This is a genomic window from Bradyrhizobium sp. 139 (assembly GCF_023074175.1).
Classification (GTDB): Bacteria; Pseudomonadota; Alphaproteobacteria; order Rhizobiales; family Xanthobacteraceae; genus Bradyrhizobium.
The window spans coordinates 24565-38294 of record NZ_JADPKS010000116.1 but is presented as its reverse complement, the minus strand read 5'-3'; the positions used below and the strand labels follow the sequence as shown (position 1 = coordinate 38294).

The following is a 13730-nucleotide window of genomic DNA, read 5'->3' as shown; positions in this document are numbered from 1 at the left end:
CCAGCGGATGCGGAAGCTATTCTTGGCGGAGCGGTCCGGCCACTGCGAGGAAGGCCACATCATTCCGTGGCTTTGGCTTGGCGTGATCGAAGGTTCCAACCCAGCGTGCCGATAACTCCGGAAGCGCTCGAGGCGTTCTTGGGAACCAAGATGGCGCCGACGCGCGGTGCCAAACGCAATATCTCGGCCTTGGCCAGCACTGAGGCGTTGGGCCAGCGAGATGGCCTTGACGGGGAGGCCCTCGCGAGCGCCGATTGTGCTGACATCGCCAGCCCAGTCGTTGCATTCCGCACATTTTAAAAGCGTCAGGCAAATTGCTGCAACTCCGCAAGAGTCAGTTTCGAGAGGATTGAATCTCGCGCCGGGCCAGGTCGTAGCTTGCAGATCGTGATGCAACGTTCGCGATGCAAATCCTTGAATCAGTCGACTACGCGTCAAGACTAAGGTTGTAAATGAAGCATGGTCAGACAAGGAGCGTCGACGACTCGCGAACTGGAAGGCCAACGCCCTCCGCTCCTGACGATGATCCCTATCTATGGTTGGAACAGATCGAAGGCGCGCGGGCGCTGAACTTCGTCGAGCGGCAGAATAGCAGAACCCTGGAGGTGTTTGGCGGACCCGCAGCCGAACGAGACAGAGATGCGCTGACAGCGATTTACGACCGACCTGACAATATCCCCTATGTCAGCCGGCGCGGCGAATATCTTTACAATCTGTGGCGGGACGCCAATAATCCACGCGGCCTCTGGCGGCGAACCACTCTGGAAGAATATCGCACGCTGAAGCCGTCATGGGACATCCTGCTCGACCTGGATCAACTTGCCGTCAGCGAAGGCAAAGACTGGCTTCTGAACGCCACGGCCGCACCGCCTGGAAATCACTCGCGGTGGATCTTGAGTCTATCGCGCGGCGGAAGCGATGCCGTCACGTTGCGTGAATTCGACACTGACACGAAGCTCTTCATCCACGATGGCTTTACTTTGCCGGAAGCCAAAGGCAGCGGCGAATGGCTCGATTCTGATACGCTGGTGTTGTTAAGCTCCCATGGCGACGGCATGGCCGCGACCACCGGCTATGCGCGCACGGTGAGGCTGTGGCGGCGTGGTACGCATGTTGACAAAGCGGCAGTGATCTTTGAAACCAAGGCCGCTCATGTGTCAGTCGGTTGCAGTGTTGACGACACTGTCGTGCCGCCCAGGATCTGGTTCCTCGATGCGACAGACGTCTCCAATTGCGTGGTCTGGCTGGGCGATGAAACGGGCGCCAAGACGAGGCTCGATTTGCCAAGTAACATCTGGATGCGCTCGCATCGCAACTGGCTTGCCCTGAAGCCGCGCCAATCCTGGTCTGTGGCAGGGCAGACCTATGCCGCGGATACGGTGCTCGTCATCCCGCTGCCGGCATTCCTGGCGGGCAGCCGCCAGTTCGAGATTATCTTCGAGCCGGGCCCGCGCCGTGCGCTGCAGAGCTTCTTTTGGAGTGCGGGCAAGCTTGTGCTTTGTATTCTCGACGAACTCCGGCCAGTCTTCGAGATCTGCACGCCATCCGATCATGGCTGGAACCGCGAGCAATTGGGCGGGCTTCCTGATCTTGGCGTCGTCGATATCTGGTCTCTCGATCGCGATCCGTCCGAGAGCAATGGCGACTTGCTGGCTCACGTCGAGGATCCGCTCACCCCGCCGTCCCTCATCCTGATGGAGCGGGGCGTTGGCAGTCCCGCCGTGCTGAAGCAGGCGCCGAAGACGTTTGCCGCGGAGCACTGCGTGATCACGCGGCACGAGGCCATCTCGATCGACGGTGAGCGAATTCCCTACCTACAGACCGGCCCGGTCAGACAGACCGGCAACGCGCCGGTCCATCTGAGCGGATATGGCGGGTTTGGGATCTCCGTGAAACCGTATTACAATTCCGCGCTCGGTAAGCTTTGGCTTGACTGCGGCGGCACCACGGTTCAGGCAAATTTGCGCGGCGGCGGTGAGTTCGGCACGCGCTGGCACGACGCCGGCCGGCTGGCCGGCAAGAGATTGTCGCATGACGATTTCGCAGCCGTCGCCGCCGATCTCGTTAAGCGCGGCGTGACACAGGCCAAGCGGATCGGGGCCGAGAGTGGATCGAACGGCGGCATCCTCATTACCAACATGCTAACGCGATATCCCGGGCTCTTTGGCGCACTGTTCTGCACCGTCCCGCTGATCGACATGCGCCGCTACACCAAACTGCTCGCCGGGGCGAACTGGCTCGCCGAATATGGCGATCCCGACAACGCTGAGGAGTGGGAGTGGCTGAAGACCTATTCTGCCTATCATGCCGCAAGACCCGGGCAGTCCTATCCACCGATCCTGATGGCCACTAGGCGGCGGGACGATCGCGTCCATCCCGGGCATGCGCGCAAAATGGCAGCGAAGCTGCAGGCAATGGGCTATGAGGCGTATTTCTACGAGCATGCCGCCGGCGGCCACGGCTATGGCAAGGACAACAGGGAGCACGCCGGCTTGTTGGTGCTGGGCCTGCGTTTCCTGAAGAGCAGGATCGGCTGGCTGGATAGCGAGACGTCAGCGACGTAGTGTAGTTGTTGGACGGCAGTTCGTGCGATGTCGACCAAGGCGGCTGCAGCCTTACGAATCCGATCGGCGTCCACACCCGCACGACCTATTCGAGATGCCAACCAACATTTGGACGCACGGTCCAATTCGTGGCCGTCGGGGCTCTGGCCACCAGGCGTTTCTCTTCACCTGCCCGACAATGCCTTTGCGGAGTGTCAGGCAGGGGCCCGCGTGATCTTCCACGACATAGGTCGGTAACGGGGGCTGCTTCTTGTCTGCACCTACGAAGGATCGCCAGTTCAAGTTGTCCTTCAAAGCTCCGGAACGTCTTTTGCGGATTATGCTTTGCATACGCGTCACATTTCGGCGACAAGATCAACTTTCAACGACACCAGCCGCCATGCTCTTTGCCCAAGGGCATAGATGATGCAGCGTACCCGCCGTCATAATAGCGCTGCCAGCGCTCTTGTGATCGCAATTTCTGTCGGCTTTCCAACATGAATTGATAAAACTGACATTCGAGCAGGCGTTACCTAACTGCTTGAAGCGAACCACAAAATTAATTTGTGGCAGGTATGGCACGCCAGTTGCTCTTGGCTTTTCAGAAACGACTCTGGGGATGCTTGGTGGAAGGCTTCGGCTTGCGAAGAGAATTGGAAAAATGAGTACTTCAGCGCGACACCAGGTATCCTGCGGCGGCGGCGAGATCAGCGAGACCATGCAAATCATGGCTAAGCACAAGAGCTGCGGTACGGTCAGTGGCAGCGGCAAGGCGAGCTGCGGATCTCAGGCCGGCATCGGCAATGTGCCAAATGAGGTCTGGGAAAAGGTGAAGAACCATCCCTGCTACAGCGAGGAGGCGCACCACCATTATGCCCGCATGCATGTCGCGGTCGCACCCGCCTGCAATATCCAGTGCAATTACTGCAATCGTAAATACGATTGCGCCAACGAATCGCGCCCCGGCATTGTCAGCGAGAAGTTGACGCCGGAGCAGGCCGCCAAGAAGGTGCTGGCGGTCGCTTCCGCGATCCCTCAGATGAGCGTGGTCGGCGTTGCTGGCCCTGGCGACCCCCTGGCGAATCCGGACAAGACATTCAAGACGTTCGAGCTCGTCAATAAACTCGCGCCAGATCTCAAGCTGTGCCTCTCGACGAACGGTCTGGCGCTAGCTGATCATGTCGACACGATCGCAAGACTCAAGGTCGATCACGTGACGATCACGATCAACATGATCGATCCAGATATTGGCGCAAAGATCTATCCATGGATCTTCTACCGCCACAAGCGCTACACCGGCATTGAAGCTGCAAGCATCCTCAGCAATCGGCAGCTCCAGGGCCTGGAGATGCTCACCGCGCGCGGCATCCTGTGCAAAGTCAACTCGGTGATGATTCCCGGGATTAACGATCAGCATCTGGTTGAGGTTAACAAGGCCGTGAAGTCGCGCGGCGCTTTCCTGCATAACGTGATGCCGCTGATTTCCTCGCCCGAGCACGGCACCGTGTTCGGTCTCAGCGGGCAACGCGGCCCGACCGCACGGGAAGTGACAGCATTGCAGGATAGCTGCGAAAGCGAGATGAACATGATGCGTCACTGTCGCCAGTGCCGCGCCGACGCCGTCGGACTGCTCGGGGAGGACCGCGGCGCGGAGTTCACCATGGAAAAGATCATGGCCATGGACATCAAATATGATGAGCAGGCCCGAAAGGAGTATCAGATCAAAGTCGAGAAGGCGCGCATTGCAAAGCTTGCGGCCAAGCAGGAGCAGCTTGCGGGGCTCACCAGCGCGTCCAGCGAAATCAAGGTCCTGGTGGCGGTTGCAACCAAGGGCTCGGGATTGATCAACCAGCACTTCGGTCATGCCAAGGAGTTCCAGATCTACGAGCTCTCGACTTCAGGCGCAAAATTCGTTGGCCATCGTCCTATTCATCCCTATTGCCAGGGCGGCCATGGCGAGGACAGCAAGCTCGAAATCACAATCGGTGCCATCAACGATTGCCATGCCGTGTTCGTGTCGAAGATCGGCGGCTGCCCGAAGGCCGAATTGATCAAGGCCGGAATCGAACCGGTCGATCAGTACGCCTACGAGTTCATTGATGGCTCGGCGATCGCCTGGTTCAAACTCTATCTCGATAAGGTCAATGAGGGGAAGATCAAGCACGTTGAGCGGGTCAATCCGGCGGCCCGCCGCAATGCGCTGATTTCCGCCGCCTGAGGATGGGTTCAGACAATGCCCTTCAAGATCATCGCCTCGCAATGCACGGGCTGTTCGGCGTGCGAAACGCAATGCCCGAACTTCGCTATTTCCGAGCGAGCCGGCGTTTTCCTGATCGATCCTGAGAAATGCACCGAGTGCGCCGCCTACTTTGATGAGCCGCAATGCGTGGCGGTTTGCCCGGTTGACAATACATGCGTGCTCGACACGGCACTGCCGCGTCACCAGGAGCCTGCTTGAGGGCTACGATGGATGTCACTACGACACTAAAGGTTCAGAAACTCGGGCGGATGATGCTCCGCCTTGACGAGGCGCCGGTCGCGGCTTTCGCCTTCTCAGACCAGGTGGACGGCTCGCCCTGGTCGCAAACGTTTTCGCCAGTTGCCAAGTCATATTCTGGCGACGCGCACGTCGGCGGGAGCGCGTCGAGCTATTCCTGTCGGACCGAAGGCCGCTGTCTTGAGCGTCGAGGATCGATTTCGCCGATGGGCCCACGAAGAGCGGACCCGTCTTCCGCGATATCAATCCAGTCACCTGCGGCCATCATTGATCAGGCGACATTCATGCCCGAGGCCTTCTTCAGTTGGTCATCCGAGAGAGGGCGTCCTCACCGTGTCCTGTCTTGGTCGCACCGTATCGAGCCGGCCGAGCATCATCCCAGGGCGACAGGGCTATCCTATCACCTCGATGAAGGTGCAGAAAGTACACCTGCGCCACGCCAAGGCGTTCGCACCGGATCACGTGATGCGGAAACGAATTTCCTGCCACCGGTGCGGTGGGCGCCACCAAGCCGGAATTCGGCTGCTATGAGAGCACCTCGTGTGGGTCTTCCTGTTCTCGCTCAACGCATATTGCCGACTTGCAGATGCGTCTCGGGCAACTCGGGAAGGACGGCAGCTGTCGGAGACTGCTGTGGCTTTGTCCCGCGGACAAGGCTTCCGCCAAGGTGTTGTTGGGCACGATCGAGCGTATCGGCGGGACCGTGAGTGATGACGTCCACAATGCCCTCGGTTGCAGGGGTAATCAGGTCGACTCTGTCGGCTGTGCGCATCCCGCGCTGAAGCACGCGGCTCGCCGCCGGCTCAAGCACGCCTCCCTCAATGGCAGACGCGCGTGCCGCGTCGATGGCTTCTTCAACATCAACCATGGGCTCACGATAGTCTCGAGCATCTGGAGTTTAGGTTGCGGGCGTTGATGTTGCTAGACCGGGATCCCGACAGGCTCATGCAATCCGTGATCGCAAGCGCCGCCGTGCGGGAATGGAGGGGGTTGATCGAGCATCATGATAAGGTGGTCCGTAAGGCCGGGTGCCCGCGAGGCGCGGTACAGTTGAACTATGGAACAGGGACGGCAGCATGAGCAACATCGCCCGTGACAGTGACATCGTCGAGCTGACGGACGCCCCCTTCTTTGATTATGGTGACAACGTGCGGGCCAACCGCACCATTCGCAACGACGGCACCTATGTGGGCAAGGAGATCGGTGAGGTTTTGGTCAAGAAAGGCGAGCTTGGCTATGTCGTCTCGATCGGCACGTTCCTGCAACAATTTTATATCTATGGAGTCGAATTCCTCGGCTCCGGCAATCGCGTCGGCATGAAATGCAAGGAGCTCGATCTAGTCACGCCAAGCCACGAAGGCGAGGAGCCGTTCTTGCCAGGAGCGGCACCCCGATGATCGAACCAAGATTGCCAAAATACCGGCCAGGTCAACGTGTCAAGGCGGCAATCGATCTGCTCAACGACGGTTCCTTTCTCGACGCGTCGGCGGAAGAGTGTCTTGTCAGCGTCGGGTGCATTGGTGAGATCGTCCAGGTCGGTCGCCATACGGAAGCGAACCTACCCATTTACACGGTCGACTTCGGCAAGCAATTGGTGGTTGGCTGCCTCGAGGCAGAAATCTCTGCAGTCTAGGACATCGCGCAATGAACGCCGCAATCATCAGACGACATCATTCCGGATTGCCTGCGCATCCCAACGAGCTCGACCGGTGGCGGATCGTGCGCGCGCTGACAAAGCGCGAGCGCTACCGACGTGTCCCGCCAAAGGTGACAGCGGTTGCTGGCGGTTATCTGGTCGAGAGCCCGCGCTGCTCAGGCAATATCAATGCAGAGAGCAGCCTCGTTGACGTCGCGCTGCTGCACCACGTTAGGACTGGGGCCGCATGGCAGCTGTTCCGCAAAGATCACCGCAAGGGCGTCTGGGAGTGGCATTCGACCCATCAACGGCTTGGCTTGGCGACAGCGGTTCTGAACGCCGACCCTGAACGTTTGTTCTGGCAATAGGGATTGTGGAGATGGTGCTCGAAGGCGACTTGACGGAGGTCGAGCAGAGCTCGCCGCTATTGATACAGCCTCTGAGCCCTGCCTGACGCTCCGGCAGAAACTTCCACATCTTGCCTGGATTGGCTGCGAGGCGTCCGACATGACGCAGAGTCCGTTCCGCCGGGTTGGAAAGTTCGACCTGCATCTGCTCGACAGTGGAGGCCACTGTGTACAGATCACGAATGATCCGCAGCGCGCCACCGGCATTGTGCTGGCCAAGCGCTCTGGCAAGTCATGATTAAGCAATTGCCTGCCGGTGCCAAGCTCACACAGGACGGCTAGGTCCGCGGGTTGCTCGGCATGCCTTAGTGCCCGGCCCGGGAAATATCACGATCAGCTCGCTCGCTCGTTCATCGGGTCCATGAGACAGGGGCAGGCGACGGTCTCGCAGAAGTGTTCGCGGAGGGCGGAATTGCCTGGGTATCTCACCGTGGCTTATTGAACCAAGGATACTGCGGCAGATCAAATTTGGCTGAGCGAGCCGTGCTCGATCAGCTGACGAGGAGAAACGCTCGGGCATCGCAAGATTTGCCTTTGTGAGTACTCGCCCTTAAGTTCGCAGGATTTCAGAAAACAGGAGAAGACATTTGTTCTTCGCGCGGTAACGCCGTGCACTCGCCGTGAAGGCCGGTTGATGATGCGCGCGCAAGTGAGGCAGTGCGACTGTACCGGCCGATCCGCGCTACTCCATCAATATTATTGGCGCCTGGAATATCATTCTACGAAATTGATGAGTGAAGTCGGTGCATTCAAGTAAGAAGCGCTTTTCGCGTTGTTTTTCGAAGACGCATCGAGCGTCCCTTCTCTACGGCTTGCTTGCATGTTGAAGGGGCTGACGTGCACGTCGAGAATCCGGTTTGTCACGCGGATAAAGATCCAGAGGACAGAGGACAATTTCGCGTGTAGTTCCAGTGCTTATCTCGAAGAGAAAAATCCGCTTGAATAGTTGTCCATGACCAGTGATATGGTAATGGGAAGCAGTTGCGTCTTCCCCAAAACCAAGGCGCTACAGGCAAATGTGCAAAGCGAAATCGGAGAACACGTGGCAAAAAGCACCAAGCGCAAAGAGTATAGTAAGGATGACGTCAAGCTGCTCAAAGCGCACTCGAAGGCCCGCACCCCGGTAGTTAGGGTTTCAAAGCTTATGAAGCGATCCGAGGGCTCTCTAAGACAGAAAGCACGTACCTTGGGGATTGGCTTGGGTCACCAGCGCTGAGATACGCCTCAATGTTCGGAAATTGACCGGCGTGACGATCGAGACGGCCAGGCGGCTTACGACCGCCCGGCCACCTGATCGTTTCAGGTCCCTGCGCCCGAGGGTCAGCTCGCGCGATGAACGAGCTGACCGATTTCCCGATAGACCGGCTCACTTGGCCTAAACCTCGTCGAGTGTCATGGTTTTAATCAGGGACGATAAACCCGACTCGTTCGTCTCATAGTGCGGCTTACATCGGCGAATATAGATTTACCGAGCCTGGAAATGCGGTCCGCGCCAGCAGGCCGCATTTGCGGTAAGATCGTCTCATCTGGTATCCGACAAACGATTGAATCTGACGTCCTTCGAATCCGGGAGCTGCTCCTTGCTCCATTTTCGATATGTCGCCTCAGGCAATTTTAAGCGTGTCGCCGCCGATTTCGCGGTTGCAAGGGCAGAGCTCATCAGTCTGTATCGCATCCAAAACGCGTAACGTGTCCGTCGGGCTGCGGCCGACATTGAGGCTTGTCGCATAGACATGCTGGATCGTGTTCTCAGGATCGACGATGAAGGTGTAGCGATGCGCGATGCCATCACGCGATCGCACTCCAAGGCCATCGACCAGTGCGCCCTTGGTGTCGGCAAACTGCCAGATCGATAGGCGGTGCAGATCCTTGTGCTCACGCCGCCAGGCGAGCTTGCAGAACTCGTTATCGGTCGAGCCACCAAGCACGACTGCATCGCGATCGGCGAAATGCTTGGACAGGCGAGCAAACTCAGCGATTTCGGTTGGGCAGACGAATGTGAAGTCCTTCGGGTAAAAGAAGATGACTTTCCATTTTCCGGGGAAACTCCTCTCAGTCAGCGTCTCGAAGGCGCTCTGCCCGTCCTCCTCTTGTAGGTGAAAGCCGGGCTTCACGCCTGTGATGTCGAACGGCGGCAACTTACTTCCAATTCCAGGCATATTGTCCTCACAACATCGCGTCACACGGAAACAGCGTTCCGCGACTGGCAAAGCAAGCGATATGCCATCCATCTGACGGCAAGTACCCATCATGCCGCTCGCGGAACATTCGCCTTTGATGATGGCGGTGTCCTCGAACCCCATCTGCACCGTGTGGTTTCCTCAATTGACTCGGCCCGGCATTCCCCGTTCCGCGCTCTTTCGCCCGGCACTCGTAGTGGAATCCACGCGCCGGGCTTTGTCGGGTTTCTGTCAGAGCCCTTGCCGCTGTCGGGTCCGCCACAGCTTCCGGTCTCGCACGCGGCCCTATTAGTCGAGCCTAGTCAGATGCTTAACGCGCGTGCGACGAATGGCACGCCAGTTGCTAACTGGATGCAGCAACAAGGAGTGAGGGCTGAGGGCACGCCGACGCCGATGGCGAGCGATGGCCTCCTTCCCGAAACCCGTGTGCCCACGTTTCTGAGAGAGAAACAGCCTCGCGCGTTCGGCGCGAAAAATTGGCAATCGGTTGATGGAGAGCAACATGTCTTCGCTGAGACAAATCGCGTTTTATGGCAAGGGTGGCATCGGTAAATCGACAACGTCGCAAAATACGCTGGCGGCTCTTGCTGAGCTGGGCCAAAGGATTCTCATCGTCGGCTGTGATCCCAAAGCGGACTCGACTCGCCTCATCCTGCACGCCAAAGCGCAAGACACCATTCTGAGTCTGGCGGCGAATGCCGGCAGCGTTGAGGACCTCGAAATCGAGGACGTCATCAAGCTCGGCTACAAGGACATTCGATGCGTCGAGTCCGGCGGTCCAGAGCCGGGGGTCGGGTGCGCCGGAAGAGGCGTGATCACTTCGATCAACTTTCTGGAGGAGAATGGCGCCTATGAGGACATCGACTACGTCTCTTACGACGTGCTCGGCGACGTCGTCTGCGGCGGCTTCGCGATGCCTATCCGCGAGAATAAGGCACAGGAAATCTACATCGTGATGTCCGGCGAGATGATGGCGATGTATGCCGCCAACAACATCTCCAAGGGTATTCTGAAGTATGCGAATTCCGGCGGCGTGCGCCTCGGCGGCCTGATCTGCAACGAGCGGCAGACCGACAAGGAGCTGGAGCTGGCAGATGCTCTCGCCAAGAAGCTCGGCAGCCGGCTGATCTACTTCGTGCCACGAGACAATGTCGTGCAGCACGCGGAGCTGCGCCGCATGACTGTGCTGGAATACGCGCCAGAGTCCAAGCAGGCGGATCACTATCGCAATCTCGCGACCAAGATCCACAATAATGCGGGACAAGGCGCCATCCCGACGCCAATCAGCATGGACGAGCTCGAGGATATGCTCATGGAGCACGGCATCATCAAGCCTGTCGACGAGAGCCTGGTCGGCAAGACCGCCGCCGAGCTCGCCGCTGTTTCGGCATAGTTCATGTTGTCGGCCTTCTCGACCGGGGAAGGCCGACATCGTCCACTCAGAAGCTGGGGGACCTTCATGATTGGCACACAAAGCAAATTGCCCGATACGATGTCATCTCCTGTATCAGCAGCTCACATCGCCGAGCAGCGCGATGCAAGTGAGCTCTACGGGCTCCTGACCGGGCGCCATCCAACAGAAGTCGACATCAGCGACGATGACGAATTCGATCGCCATGTGCTCGCTTGCGTTCTCGCCGCATCCGCTATAGATGGCGGCCAACTTCCCGAACGGGCTGGCTTGACTAACCAGGAGCTCGATGCGCTCTTGGTGCAATACTTCCCATCTACCCCGGTCAGGAGTTGTACCTGGCGCGAACAGTCCGCGTTACCGGCTCCTGACGAGACGATTATGGTGCGAGACCTCCTGCTTGAGCAACGTTCCACTCATGGCGAGGTCGGCGGCTGGCTCGCGACGATGATCGCGCGGCGCGCCATGGAGCCTAATCACCTGTGGGAAGATCTCGGTCTGCGGGAGCGGGACGAATTGTCCCGCCTCCTGATGCGCCATTTCGGGCCGTTGGCGGCTCGCAACACCAAGAACATGCGCTGGAAGCGCTTCTTCTATCGCACGCTATGCGAAGATGACGGTCTGGTGATGTGTACCACGCCGGTCTGCACGGAATGCAATGATTTTGATCTTTGCTTCGGCGAGGAGAGCGGGGAGAGCCGGATGGCCGGACGCCGGCGGGATCATCTGCGTCGTCTCGATGACTCCGTCCAAGCCATCCCAAGTTCGCAAGACTGAGCTCATAATGGATGCCCCCTCCTCGGCGCGAGTCCGGTGTATCGGACGAGCTTTCGGCCAGCTGTCACATGACGAGACTGAGGGTTTGAAAAGACACCGGGGTAAACAACTTCGCGCAGGCCGCCTAAGCAGGACGCGGCGGCACCTGATGATCGCGGCTTGATAACTGGCGGAGGCGACCGTCACATTTACCGCCGAGATGTTCTATGTTGACGCGCGATCGACGCCAACATCCGCCTCTCGATCGCGCGCCGCTGAACTTGCTTACGAACGCCGACTTGTGGTTGGACCGAACCCGATGGCTCAAAAATCTTCTTCGATAAGCGCCGAAATGCACGCGCCTTCCCCGAAGTGCTGCAGCTCGAACCGTTGCCCGGCTAGCAAGCTTCCAAGCTCGGCGCCTGCCTTCAGCTCGGTCGCAAGCGCACCGAACCTGGCGCTCCGACGTTTCCACCCTGTCGGATTTGCGACACACCCGACTAATCTGGAATTCGACGTCATTCACAGGTTCTTGGGAGTTCGAGCGGGTTGGCACGGCAGTTGCTGAACAGCTTCCGGAATAAACATACGGAGCCGCTGATGGCGTTCGCTGCCGCAATCACGGGGCCCGACAAAGATCGCTCGAGGTCCATAGTCCTTAATGACACCACGTTGCGCGACGGCGAACAGACAGCCGCCGTGGCCTTTACGGCGCCGGAAAAGGTCTCGATCGCGCGTGCGCTGGCTGCCGCCGGAGTCACGGAGATCGAGGCCGGCACGCCGGCGATGGGTCAAGAAGAGATTGGCGCGATCCGAGCGGTCGCCGAAGCGGGCCTTGCGGCCACGATCATCGGTTGGTGCCGGATGAAACCCGCGGACGTCGATGCGGCGATCGAGGCCGGTGTTTCGATGGTCAACCTATCGATTCCATCGTCCGACGTGCAGATTGCGGCGAAACTCGGTGGCGGCCGTTTGGCCGCGCGGGAGCGGGTGAAGCGCGTCGTGGCCTATGCTCGCGGCAAGGGACTGGATGTCGCGGTGGGTGGCGAAGACTCCTCGCGTGCCGATGTCAACCTCCTGATCGACCTGATCGCAACCGCCAAGGCGGCCGGCGCGCGGCGCTTTCGTGTCGCAGATACGCCGACCGTGCTCAATCCTGACGCGTCCTTCGCGCTCATGGCCGCACTGCGCGCCAGCACCGATCTCGAGTTCGAATTCCACGGCCAAGACGATCTTGGACTGGCGACAGCTAATACGCTGGCGGCGATCAAGGCCGGTGCAACGCACGCCTCTGTGACGGTTATTGGATTGGGCGAGCGAGCCGGCAATGCGCCGCTGGAGGAAGTTGCCGTCGCACTCAGGCAGCTCTACGGCCGTGATACCGGCGTGCTGCTCTCCGAACTGGAAAAAGTCAAGGCCGCCGCTGCAGCCGCAGCGTGCCGCACCATTCCGCTCAACAAGCGATTGTCGGCGAGCATGTCTTGACCCATGAATCCGGCATCCACGTCGATGGGCTCTTAAAAGACCGGCCCACCTACCAAGCGCCGGACCCGGGGTTGCTCGGCCGCTCCCACCGCATTGCGATCGGCGAGGTTCAGAGCTTGCCGCTATCACTTCGCTCTTGTCCGAGTTGCAGCTTTCGGTCACCGCCGAGCAAACCGAAACCATTTCCGCGCGCGTCCGTAAGCATGCCATCGAGCACAAAGGCCCGGTCTCCCAGAAACGGTGGTGGCGATCTGGCGCGACATTCACGAGAGCTCGCTCGTCGACTGAGGGCGATCAGGTGGTCAGCCAGCGTCGCGCGATCAGGTTGGAGCATTCGAGCCAGGACGGTTTCTGGACGCGGATCTAGATGGAGGTTGAGAATGACGACGGACGGGATCCTTTCGCAATTGAACAAGGCCTCCGCGGCAGAGGAGTTTTTTGCACTGCTCGGCGTCGAGTACGATGCGAAAATCATCGACGTAGCGCGCCTTCATATTCTGCGTCGCATGGGGCAATATCTCGCGGGCGAGGAGCTTACCGGTGCATCCGATTCTGACATCGCCTCGCGTTGCAAGGCCACGCTTGAGCGCGCCTATGCCGACTTCGTCACGTCCTCCCCGATCGAACAGCGCGTGTTCAAGGTCCTGAAGGATGCGGCCGCACCACAATCGAACAAGCATCCAGCATTGGTGCAGCTCAGTTCCTTGGAGTGAATTGAGTTTGTATCTCGTGCTCTGGAGCGTGAAGGTTCAGAGAACCTGCCAACCTCCCAGGGCGTCAAATTCAAATGTAAGGTGCAGTTAAGGCCTCGCGGA

Annotated in this window: 12 protein-coding genes and 1 pseudogene; 11 read left to right on the top strand and 2 right to left on the bottom strand. The window is 59.0% G+C overall.

Annotated elements, in window-relative coordinates:
• Window positions 1–452 precede the first annotated feature (452 nt).
• From IVA80_RS27075 to IVA80_RS27065, 3 genes are all read left to right on the top strand, one after another.
• Window positions 453–2564, top strand: coding sequence for a prolyl oligopeptidase family serine peptidase (locus IVA80_RS27075; RefSeq protein ID WP_247437376.1), 2112 nt, complete (start codon window positions 453–455; stop codon window positions 2562–2564).
• A gap of 640 nt (window positions 2565–3204) precedes the next feature.
• Window positions 3205–4761: a nitrogenase cofactor biosynthesis protein NifB gene (gene nifB, locus IVA80_RS27070; RefSeq protein ID WP_247437420.1), complete on the top strand. Its 1557-nt coding sequence runs from the start codon at window positions 3205–3207 to the stop codon at window positions 4759–4761.
• Between the two features lie 15 nt (window positions 4762–4776).
• A complete protein-coding gene (locus IVA80_RS27065) occupies window positions 4777–5001 on the top strand; it encodes a 4Fe-4S binding protein (RefSeq protein ID WP_247297545.1) in 225 nt (74 codons plus the stop codon).
• Window positions 5002–5602: 601 nt separating this feature from the next.
• On the opposite strand, the gene IVA80_RS27060 is transcribed toward IVA80_RS27065, so the two are convergent.
• Window positions 5603–5908 (bottom strand): hypothetical protein, encoded by a 306-nt coding sequence (locus IVA80_RS27060; protein ID WP_247437374.1) that lies wholly within the window; start codon window positions 5906–5908, stop codon window positions 5603–5605.
• Window positions 5909–6116: 208 nt separating this feature from the next.
• On the opposite strand from IVA80_RS27060, the gene IVA80_RS27055 reads away from it, so the two are divergent.
• The 4 genes from IVA80_RS27055 to IVA80_RS27040 all read left to right on the top strand — a co-directional run bounded on the left by IVA80_RS27055 (window position 6117) and on the right by IVA80_RS27040 (window position 7321).
• On the top strand, window positions 6117–6437 hold the full coding sequence (locus IVA80_RS27055) for a nitrogen fixation protein NifZ (protein WP_247324242.1): 321 nt from the start codon (window positions 6117–6119) through the stop codon (window positions 6435–6437).
• Window positions 6434–6673 (top strand): nitrogen fixation protein NifZ, encoded by a 240-nt coding sequence (locus tag IVA80_RS27050; RefSeq protein ID WP_247437372.1) that lies wholly within the window; start codon window positions 6434–6436, stop codon window positions 6671–6673. Before IVA80_RS27055 ends, IVA80_RS27050 begins: the two co-directional genes overlap by 4 nt.
• Window positions 6674–6684: 11 nt before the next feature.
• Complete coding sequence (locus tag IVA80_RS27045; RefSeq protein ID WP_247437370.1) at window positions 6685–7044, top strand: hypothetical protein; 360 nt, start codon at window positions 6685–6687, stop codon at window positions 7042–7044.
• Between the two features lie 139 nt (window positions 7045–7183).
• Window positions 7184–7321 carry a hypothetical protein gene (locus tag IVA80_RS27040; RefSeq protein ID WP_247437368.1) on the top strand — a complete coding sequence of 46 codons (138 nt, stop codon included), beginning with the start codon at window positions 7184–7186 and terminating at the stop codon, window positions 7319–7321.
• Window positions 7322–8687: 1366 nt separating this feature from the next.
• On the opposite strand, the gene IVA80_RS27035 is transcribed toward IVA80_RS27040, so the two are convergent.
• Window positions 8688–9242 carry a peroxiredoxin gene (locus IVA80_RS27035; RefSeq protein WP_247437418.1) on the bottom strand — a complete coding sequence of 185 codons (555 nt, stop codon included), beginning with the start codon at window positions 9240–9242 and terminating at the stop codon, window positions 8688–8690.
• Window positions 9243–9765: 523 nt separating this feature from the next.
• Between IVA80_RS27035 and nifH the strand changes: the two genes are divergently transcribed.
• From nifH to nifW, 4 genes and pseudogenes are all read left to right on the top strand, one after another.
• The gene (gene nifH, locus IVA80_RS27030; protein WP_026233535.1) at window positions 9766–10656 is read left to right on the top strand and encodes a nitrogenase iron protein; all 891 of its coding nucleotides are present in this window, start codon (window positions 9766–9768) and stop codon (window positions 10654–10656) included.
• A 66-nt stretch (window positions 10657–10722) separates the two neighbouring features.
• The gene (locus IVA80_RS27025; protein ID WP_247437366.1) at window positions 10723–11451 is read left to right on the top strand and encodes a nitrogen fixation protein NifQ; all 729 of its coding nucleotides are present in this window, start codon (window positions 10723–10725) and stop codon (window positions 11449–11451) included.
• Window positions 11452–12030: 579 nt separating this feature from the next.
• Window positions 12031–13203, top strand: a pseudogene (locus tag IVA80_RS27020) (homocitrate synthase).
• Between the two features lie 92 nt (window positions 13204–13295).
• Window positions 13296–13628 carry a nitrogenase stabilizing/protective protein NifW gene (gene nifW / locus IVA80_RS27015; RefSeq protein ID WP_247437365.1) on the top strand — a complete coding sequence of 111 codons (333 nt, stop codon included), beginning with the start codon at window positions 13296–13298 and terminating at the stop codon, window positions 13626–13628.
• Window positions 13629–13730 lie beyond the last annotated feature (102 nt).

Bases quoted from the DNA above. Each gene is read 5' to 3' on its own strand.
- IVA80_RS27075 (WP_247437376.1), top strand. From the start codon at position 453: ATGAAGCATGGTCAGACAAGGAGCGTCGACGACTCGCGAACTGGAAGG.
- nifB (WP_247437420.1), top strand. From the start codon at position 3,205: ATGAGTACTTCAGCGCGACACCAGGTATCCTGCGGCGGCGGCGAGATC.
- IVA80_RS27065 (WP_247297545.1), top strand. From the start codon at position 4,777: ATGCCCTTCAAGATCATCGCCTCGCAATGCACGGGCTGTTCGGCGTGC.
- IVA80_RS27060 (WP_247437374.1), bottom strand. From the start codon at position 5,908: ATGGTTGATGTTGAAGAAGCCATCGACGCGGCACGCGCGTCTGCCATT.
- IVA80_RS27055 (WP_247324242.1), top strand. From the start codon at position 6,117: ATGAGCAACATCGCCCGTGACAGTGACATCGTCGAGCTGACGGACGCC.
- IVA80_RS27050 (WP_247437372.1), top strand. From the start codon at position 6,434: ATGATCGAACCAAGATTGCCAAAATACCGGCCAGGTCAACGTGTCAAG.
- IVA80_RS27045 (WP_247437370.1), top strand. From the start codon at position 6,685: ATGAACGCCGCAATCATCAGACGACATCATTCCGGATTGCCTGCGCAT.
- IVA80_RS27040 (WP_247437368.1), top strand. From the start codon at position 7,184: ATGACGCAGAGTCCGTTCCGCCGGGTTGGAAAGTTCGACCTGCATCTG.
- IVA80_RS27035 (WP_247437418.1), bottom strand. From the start codon at position 9,242: ATGCCTGGAATTGGAAGTAAGTTGCCGCCGTTCGACATCACAGGCGTG.
- nifH (WP_026233535.1), top strand. From the start codon at position 9,766: ATGTCTTCGCTGAGACAAATCGCGTTTTATGGCAAGGGTGGCATCGGT.
- IVA80_RS27025 (WP_247437366.1), top strand. From the start codon at position 10,723: ATGATTGGCACACAAAGCAAATTGCCCGATACGATGTCATCTCCTGTA.
- nifW (WP_247437365.1), top strand. From the start codon at position 13,296: ATGACGACGGACGGGATCCTTTCGCAATTGAACAAGGCCTCCGCGGCA.